This is a genomic window from Lutibacter sp., from assembly GCF_041596795.1.
GTDB lineage: Bacteria > Bacteroidota > Bacteroidia > Flavobacteriales > Flavobacteriaceae > Lutibacter.
The window spans coordinates 1-8,276 of the sequence record NZ_JBFHHX010000138.1 but is presented as its reverse complement, the minus strand read 5'-3'; the positions used below and the strand labels follow the sequence as shown (position 1 = coordinate 8,276).

7 protein-coding genes are annotated in these 8,276 nt (G+C 31.5%); 2 read left to right on the top strand and 5 right to left on the bottom strand.

Annotated elements, in window-relative coordinates:
• From ABY298_RS13205 to ABY298_RS13195, 3 genes are all read right to left on the bottom strand, one after another.
• Window positions 1-1,887 (bottom strand): ribonucleoside-diphosphate reductase subunit alpha (locus tag ABY298_RS13205; protein ID WP_372746528.1); only part of this gene is annotated, 1,887 nt, incomplete at its 3' end.
• Window positions 1,888-1,990: 103 nt separating this feature from the next.
• The gene (locus tag ABY298_RS13200) at window positions 1,991-2,965 is read right to left on the bottom strand and encodes a ribonucleotide-diphosphate reductase subunit beta (RefSeq protein ID WP_372746527.1); all 975 of its coding nucleotides are present in this window, start codon (window positions 2,963-2,965) and stop codon (window positions 1,991-1,993) included.
• A gap of 415 nt (window positions 2,966-3,380) precedes the next feature.
• Entirely contained in the window at window positions 3,381-3,944 is a 564-nt protein-coding gene (locus ABY298_RS13195; RefSeq protein ID WP_372746526.1) for a DUF3109 family protein, read from the bottom strand.
• Between the two features lie 88 nt (window positions 3,945-4,032).
• On the opposite strand from ABY298_RS13195, the gene ABY298_RS13190 reads away from it, so the two are divergent.
• On the top strand, window positions 4,033-4,617 hold the full coding sequence (locus ABY298_RS13190; protein ID WP_372746525.1) for a MarC family protein: 585 nt from the start codon (window positions 4,033-4,035) through the stop codon (window positions 4,615-4,617).
• A 49-nt stretch (window positions 4,618-4,666) separates the two neighbouring features.
• Entirely contained in the window at window positions 4,667-5,278 is a 612-nt protein-coding gene (locus ABY298_RS13185) for an FAD-dependent oxidoreductase (protein WP_372746524.1), read from the top strand.
• Window positions 5,279-5,328: 50 nt separating this feature from the next.
• Here ABY298_RS13185 and glmS read toward each other — a convergent pair whose 3' ends face one another.
• Together glmS and ABY298_RS13175 are read right to left on the bottom strand one after the other, a co-directional pair.
• Window positions 5,329-7,179 (bottom strand): glutamine--fructose-6-phosphate transaminase (isomerizing), encoded by a 1,851-nt coding sequence (gene glmS / locus ABY298_RS13180; protein ID WP_372746523.1) that lies wholly within the window; start codon window positions 7,177-7,179, stop codon window positions 5,329-5,331.
• Window positions 7,180-7,184: 5 nt separating this feature from the next.
• Window positions 7,185-8,276 (bottom strand): DUF4270 family protein (locus ABY298_RS13175; protein WP_372746522.1); only part of this gene is annotated, 1,092 nt, incomplete at its 5' end.

Below are 8,276 nucleotides of genomic sequence, written 5' to 3'. Positions count from 1 at the left end.
ATTTGAAGTATATGGCTCAAAAGCTTCATTATTTCCTAATATTTGCGATGTTGATGCTGTTGGCATTGGCGCAACTAAAAGCGAGTTTCTAACCCCGTTTTTCATCACTTTTTTACGTAATGCTTTCCAATCCCAACGACCGCTTAAATCTTCATCTGCTAATCCCCATAAATTATATTGAAACTCTCCTTTTGAAATAGGTGAACCATTGTAGCTTGAATAAGCTCCTTTTAATTTTGCAATTTCCATTGATGATGTTACCGCCGCAAAATAAATAGTTTCAAAAATTTCTTCGTTTAGTTTTTTAGCTTCATCACTTGTAAAAGGCATACGCAACAATATAAAAGCATCTGCTAATCCTTGAATTCCTAAACCAATTGGACGGTGACGGAAATTAGAATTTTCAGCTTCTTTTACTGGGTAATAATTTCTATCAATTACAGTATCTAAGTTTTTTGTAATTTTTTTTGTAACCGTAAATAGTTTTTTATGATTGAAAAATTTAACACCATTGGCATCTTCTTCCACAAACATTGGAATTGCAATTGAGGCTAAATTACATACAGCAACCTCATCTTTTGCCGTATATTCCATAATTTCCGTACATAAATTTGAAGAACGTATAGTTCCTAAATTCTTTTGATTCGATTTTCTATTTGCTGCATCTTTGTACAACATATACGGATTTCCAGTTTCAATTTGAGCTTCTAAAATTTTCTCCCAAAGTTCACGCGCTTTTATGGTTTTTCTTCCTTTTCCTGCCGCCTCATAACCTGTATATAATTTTTCAAACTCATCTCCGTAGGTATCAAATAAATGCGGACATTCATTAGGGCACATTAGAGTCCAGCTCCCATCTTCTTCTACGCGTTTCATAAATAAGTCTGGAATCCACATAGCGTAGAATAAATCGCGCGCACGCATTTCTTCAGCACCCGTATTTTTACGTAAATCTAAAAAGTTAAAAACATCAGCGTGCCAAGGCTCCATATAAATTGCAAAAGAACCTTTACGTTTTCCTCCGCCTTGATCTACATAACGTGCCGTATCATTATACACTTTTAACATAGGAACAATTCCGTTTGATGTACCATTTGTTCCTCTAATATATGAACCTGTTGCGCGAACATTGTGTATTGAAAGCCCAATTCCACCAGCAGATTGCGATATTTTTGCTGTTTGTTTTAGTGTATCATAAATTCCATCAATGCTATCTTCCTGAATTTGTAATAAAAAACACGAAGACATTTGTGGTTTTGGAGTTCCAGAATTGAATAATGTTGGCGTTGCGTGTGTAAATATTTTTTTAGACATTAGCTCATATGTTTCAATGGCTTCATCAATATCTTCCATATGAATTCCAATAGCAACACGCATTAACATATGTTGCGGACGTTCTACTATTTCGCCATTTAACTTTAATAAATACGAGCGTTCTAAAGTTTTAAAACCAAAATAATCGTAGCCAAAATCTCTGTTGTAAATTATAGTAGAATCTAATTTTGCCGCATTATCCATAATTACCTTATAGGCTTCATCCGATAAAAGTGGTGATTTTTTGCCTGTACGTGGATTTACATAATTGTATAAATCCGTCATAACTTCAGAAAACGTTTTTTTGGTGTTTTTATGTAAGTTAGAAACGGCAATTCTAGCTGCAAGTTTCGCATAATCCGGATGTTGAACCGTCATTGTTGCAGCAGTTTCCGCTGCTAAATTATCAAGTTCAGAAGTTGTTACACCATCGTACAAACCTTCAATAACGCGCATTGCAACTTTTACTGGATCAACCAATTTATTAAGGCCATAACACATTTTTCGTACTCTGGCTGTGATTTTGTCGAACATCACAGGTTCTTTTCTTCCGTCTCTTTTTACTACAAACATATCTCTAGTTATTGGTTTTTAGTTACTAGTTGTTGGGATTTGGTTCTTGGTTAAATTGTTTTGGTTTTCTGTTATTCCTGCGTAGGCAGGAATGATAAGATTGTTAAAAATCAGCGTCGAAACTAATACTTCCAGTTCCTGTGCCGCTTTTTACACCAGCTTTTTGATATTCTGAAACGCGTTTTTCGAAGAAATTTGTTTTCCCTTCTAAGGAAATCATTTCCATAAAATCAAATGGGTTTGATACGTTGTAAACTGAATCGCAACCGAACTCCATCAATAAACGGTCGGTAACAAATTCTAAATACTGCGTCATTAATTTAGCATTCATACCAATTAAACTAACGGGTAAAGATTCTGTTATAAATTTGCGTTCAATATCTAAAGCATCTACAATAATTTCTGTAATACGCTCTTTAGGAACTTTATTTACAATATGATTGTTGTGTAAATGCACTGCAAAATCGCAATGCAAACCTTCGTCACGAGAAATTAATTCGTTTGAAAAAGTTAATCCTGGTAATAATCCGCGTTTCTTCAACCAAAAAATAGAGCAAAAACTACCTGAAAAGAAAATACCCTCAACAGCAGCAAATGCAATTAAACGCTCTGCAAAACTTGGACTTTCAATCCATTTTAACGCCCAATCGGCTTTTAATTTTATGGCTGGAAAAACTTCAATCGCTTTAAATAACTCATTTTTTTCAACTTCATTTTTAACATAGGTATCAATTAATAATGAATACACTTCAGAGTGAATGTTTTCCATCATTATTTGAAAACCGTAGAAGAATTTTGCTTCGGAATATTGTACTTCGCTTACAAAATTTTCAGCTAAATTTTCGTTTACAATTCCATCGGAAGCTGCAAAAAAGGCTAAAATGTGTTTAATAAAATAACGCTCATCATCGGTTAATTTTTTTTCCCAATCAATAACATCTTGATGCAAATCAATTTCTTCGGCTGTCCAAATACTAGCTTCTTGTTTTTTGTACCATTCCCAAATATCTTGATGTTGAATTGGGAAAATTACAAATCGATCTTTATTTTCTTGCAGGATTGGTTCTATAAATGACATTTTATCTTTGATTTTTTTTAGTTTTAGATAGTAGTAGTAATTCTCGAAATGAGAAAAACAAAGATTGAAAAAAAACAGACACTAAAAAAGGTCACTTATTCACAATTAGTAGTAAGTTTTTAACATTTTTGTAGTTTTTTAATAAACGATTAATTAGTATTAAAAACTGATAATCAACTACTTATATTTTACCAAATATACTTCACTAACGGGTTTTGTAATAGGAATAAAATAGACCGTAAATTACTATTTTACTATATCTATTTAATTTTTTTGAGTAGGAAATTTATAAATAACCAACACTATTCTGTGCTAGAAATAGGACTAATCTATGAATGAATAAAAAAATTTAAAAAGCACAAAAAACTAGTATAGAACAGTTAGAATATACTAATTTAAATCATCAAGTAATTAACTATTTATGATTTTCAGCAACCTTCTCTAATTCGGAATACCAATTTTTACCAAACTTTCTAATAAGCGCATCTTTTACAAATTTGTAAACCGGTACTTGTAATTCTTTTCCTAAAGCACAAGCATCATCACATATTGGCCATTTATGATAATTTACGGCTGTAAACTCACTGTATTCCATTAATCGCACTGGATATAAATGACAGGAAATAGGTTTTTTCCATTTAATTTTACCCGCATTATAAGCTTCTTCAATTCCGCATTTTGCTATATTTTTTTCATCAAAAATAACATACGCGCAATCTTTTCCATCAATTAAAGTGGTTTCATGCTCACCTTCCGATGTTGTAAAAAGTCCTTGATCTTCAATAGCAGCAATACCTTCTTTACGCAGAAAAGGTTTTACTAAAGGATAAATATCTAATAATATTTGTAGTTCGGCTTCTTCTAACGGAGCTCCCGCCTCGCCATCAATACAGCATTTTCCTTTACAAGCATTTAAATTACAGACAAAATCCTTTTCTATAATGTCTTCTGAAACTATGGTTTTTCCTAATTGAAACATTTTGCAAAATTAAACTATTTTTTACTTAATTTTTACAAAATGCTACATTTCGATTGACTAATTTTGCAATAATTTAAAAAAATAAAAAATGGCTTTAGATTTTAAGGAAATATTTACAGCAGTTATGATTTTGTTTGCAGTAATTGATATTATTGGAAATGTTCCTATTATTATTGATTTAAGAGCAAAAGCTGGTCATATTCATTCTGAAAGAGCCGCAATAGTGGCTGGTATAATTATGATTGCTTTCCTGTTTTTAGGAAAAAGTATTTTAAACTTAATTGGAATTGATGTTAATTCTTTTGCGGTTGCAGGTTCCTTTATTCTGTTTTTTTTGGCATTGGAAATGATTTTAGGAATTTCATTGTATAAGGAAGAAGCTACAAGCCCTAAAACTATTTCGGTTTTTCCAATAGCTTTTCCTTTAATTGCCGGACCAGGAAGCTTAACCACTATTTTATCGTTAAGAGCTGAATACGAAACTATTAACATTGTAGTTGCAATAATTATAAATATGTTTTTTATGTATATTGTATTAAGAACCTCAACAAAAATTGAAAAGTTAATTGGTGAAAATGGTATTAATATTTTAAGAAAAATATTTGGTGTTATTTTATTGGCCATTGCCGTAAAATTGTTCGCATCTAATATTCAAGGATTATTTAAAGCATAATTGTAAATAGACTATCTAATTACTATTTTTACAGTATAAAAACTTAATTATGAAAAATTTTGACGTTTTAATTATTGGTGGAGGTGTTGCCGGATTGTCTTGCGCGCTAATTTTAGGGTCAGCACTTACCAAACCATTTGCAAAAGATAAAAAAGTAGGAATACTCACTCATCAAAAAAACTCTGCACTACAAACTGCCGAATTAAATAATGTTCTAGGATTTAAAAAAGGAACTAAAGGCGATGATGTTCTTAAAGAAGGAATTGTGCAATTAACCGAAATGTATCCGCAAATTGATCAGATAGAAAATGAAAAAGCTATTGCTGTTTTAGAAGATAGTAAAGGTGTTTTAATAAAAACTAATAAAAACACCTATACAGCAGCTACTGTGGTTGTTTGTGTTAGCCCTTCTAACATGTTTAACATTGAAGGTTTAATGCACTATGTACAACCTCACCAAGCAATACCGGCAATTAAAGAAAAGATTATGTTGAAAAACACCAACCACCTAATAACTAAAAACATTTATGTAGCAGGTGTTTTAGCTGGATGGAGAAGTCAATATGCCATTGCAGCAGGAAGTGGCTCACAAGTTGCTACCGACATACTTACTGAATGGAACGGTGGAAATCATACCATGATTCACGATGTTATAGAATAATAAAAAACCAGCTTAAAGCTGGTTTTTTCTATTTTGATATATAGTAGTTTTTATTCTACTGTAACAGATTTTGCTAAATTTCTAGGTTGATCTACGTTACATCCTCTCATTACCGCAATATGATACGATAAAAGCTGTAAAGGAATTGTAGATAACAACGGAGTAAACGGTTCTATTGTTTCAGGAATTTCAATAACATGGTCAGCTATTTCCTTAACTATTGTATCTCCTTTAGTAACAATTGCAATAATTTTTCCCTTACGAGATTTAATTTCTTGAATATTACTCACAACCTTGTCATAATGTCCTTTTTTAGTTGCAATAACAACAACTGGCATATGCTCATCAATTAAAGCAATTGGCCCATGTTTCATTTCTGCAGCAGGATAACCTTCAGCGTGGATATATGAAATTTCTTTCAATTTTAAAGCACCTTCTAAAGCAACTGGAAAATTATATCCTCTTCCTAAATACAAGGCATTTGGTGCATCTTTCATAAATGCCGCAATATCTTCTATTTTACCATTTATTTTTAATAACTCTTCTACTTTTGATGGAATAAAAGTCATTTCTTGAATATAAGTATTCAGTTTTGAATTAGAAATTTCTCCTTTTAAATTACCCAATTTTAAGGCAATTAAAGTAAGTACTGTAATTTGAGTTGTAAACGCTTTTGTTGATGCCACTCCAATTTCTGGACCAGCGTGCGTATAAGCACCAGAATCAGTTTCTCTAGCAATAGAGGAACCAACCACATTACAAACACCATAAACAAATGCTCCGTGAGATTTAGCTAATTTAATTGCAGCTAATGTATCTGCTGTTTCACCCGATTGAGAAATAGCAATTACAACATCATTTTTATTAATTACAGGATTTCTATATCTAAATTCGGAAGCATATTCCACTTCTACCGGAATACGTGCTAAATCTTCAAATAAATACTCGGCAACTAAACCTGCATGCCAAGATGTACCACAAGCAACAATTATAATTCTATTAGCGTTTAAAAACTTACCAATATTATTATCAACACTACTCATTTTAATAGTGCCTTTGCTTGCAATTAATCTACCTCTATAAGTATCTTGAATAGCGTGTGGTTGCTCATGAATTTCTTTCAACATAAAATGCTCGTAACCACCTTTTTCTATTTGCTCTAAATTCAGTTTTAGCTCTTGAATATTAGGTTCAACTAATGAGTCATCTTCAATTTTTCTAACTCTAATATCTTGCCCAAGTTTAATAATTGCTAATTCTTCATCATCTAAATAAATAGCGTCTTTAGTATACTCTATAAATGGAGATGCATCTGAAGCAACAAAAAATTCGCTATTATTTTCGCCAATACCTATTGCTATTGGACTTCCTAAACGTGCAACAATTATTTCATTAGGAACATTTACATCAAAAACAGCAATTGCGTATGCTCCAACAGCGGTTGAAAGAGCCATTTGTACAGCTTTTCCTAATTTACAGTTGTTTTTAATTTTAACCTCTTCAATTAAATTTATTAAAACTTCGGTATCGGTGTCGCTTTTAAAAGTATAACCTCTTGCAATTAATTCTTTTTTAATGGTATCGTAATTTTCTATAATTCCATTATGTACAATTGCTAAATTTCCTGAATTGGAAAAATGTGGATGCGAATTTTCATCGTTTGGAACACCATGAGTAGCCCAACGTGTATGACCTAAACCTAAATGGCCTTGTACATTGTTTTTTTCTGCAATTTTTCTTAAAGCAGAAACTTTTCCTTTTGTTTTAAATAATTTTACATTTTCTCCATCTGAGAGCACAATACCCGCGCTATCATAACCTCTGTATTCTAATCTTTGCAGACCATTCATTACAATTGGGTATGCTTCTCTATGTCCTAAATATCCGGTAATTCCACACATAAATATTATTGATTTAATTCTGTATAAGAAATTTCTAATTTAATTCTATTATCACCTAAGCTATTATTGTGATTGTACAATACTACTCCTTTTGGGTTCCAATTAAAATTTGGAACGGTAGTACTTTGAGCGTCAGTTGAATTATAAACTTTTAAGCCAAGTTTTAAATAATTTGTTGGATCATCTGCTTTTAACAACTGAGATACATAACTAGTTATTTTAAACGTGTATGAATTTAAAAGTACTTTATTTCCATTGGTGTCAGTTTCATAATCTCTAAATCCGCCTAACACAGTAATTCCTTCTGTGAATAAGTCGGTAATTTGACTATTGTCTGAATAATTATATAAAAATAATTGCTCAGGGTATAAACTTGTATCTGCCGATTCGTCTATATAAAACTTTAATTTGGCATCTGTTATTAACCAATTTTTATTATTTAACGCAACAATATCATCATATTTAAATAATTCTATAGTTGCTATAGATCCAGCTGCTCCTTGCACATACAATCTGTCTGCTCCACTTTGTTTAGAGTTGGTGTAATCTCTTTTTAAATAATTAGCTTTTAAACTTGCAAAGGGAAAAACATAATTATGTTTTGTTCTTACACCTGTTTCTCCTTTTATTCCATTTCCGTTTAAATCTTGTTCTGAAGTTTCATCTACAGTTTTAGAATAGTAAATGGTCATTTTAGCATTTTGCATACTTAGAGAAACTAAATGAGCTTTATCGCTTGTAAGTTTATCTGCTTCAATATAAAAACCTCTAAAATAGTGAATAAAATTATCCAACGAAGCAAACTCAGAATCACCTGCTTTATCAACAAATAATTGTTTAATGGTTGCTTTATTTAATGGAATTTTTATGGAAGGACTTGAATTGGTTTCTTTAATAGTATCCGTATCATAAACAGTTTTGCCGTCAGCTAAATAGCGTTTTACGTAAGCAACTGTATCATCAGCATTTACTTTAAAGTTTCCGGAATACAATGCTTCATCTCCTTTTTGAAAAACTTTATCGGAATAATACACTGCACTTTTACTAGGATCATTAGGATCTAATGTATTTAAAAAGGTTTTAAGTTCATAAACACT

Coding starts and splice junctions, on each gene's coding strand:
- ABY298_RS13185 (WP_372746524.1), top strand. CDS start 4,667: ATGAAAAATTTTGACGTTTTAATTATTGGTGGAGGTGTTGCCGGATTG.
- ABY298_RS13195 (WP_372746526.1), bottom strand. CDS start 3,944: ATGTTTCAATTAGGAAAAACCATAGTTTCAGAAGACATTATAGAAAAG.
- ABY298_RS13200 (WP_372746527.1), bottom strand. CDS start 2,965: ATGTCATTTATAGAACCAATCCTGCAAGAAAATAAAGATCGATTTGTA.
- glmS (WP_372746523.1), bottom strand. CDS start 7,179: ATGTGTGGAATTACCGGATATTTAGGACATAGAGAAGCATACCCAATT.
- ABY298_RS13190 (WP_372746525.1), top strand. CDS start 4,033: ATGGCTTTAGATTTTAAGGAAATATTTACAGCAGTTATGATTTTGTTT.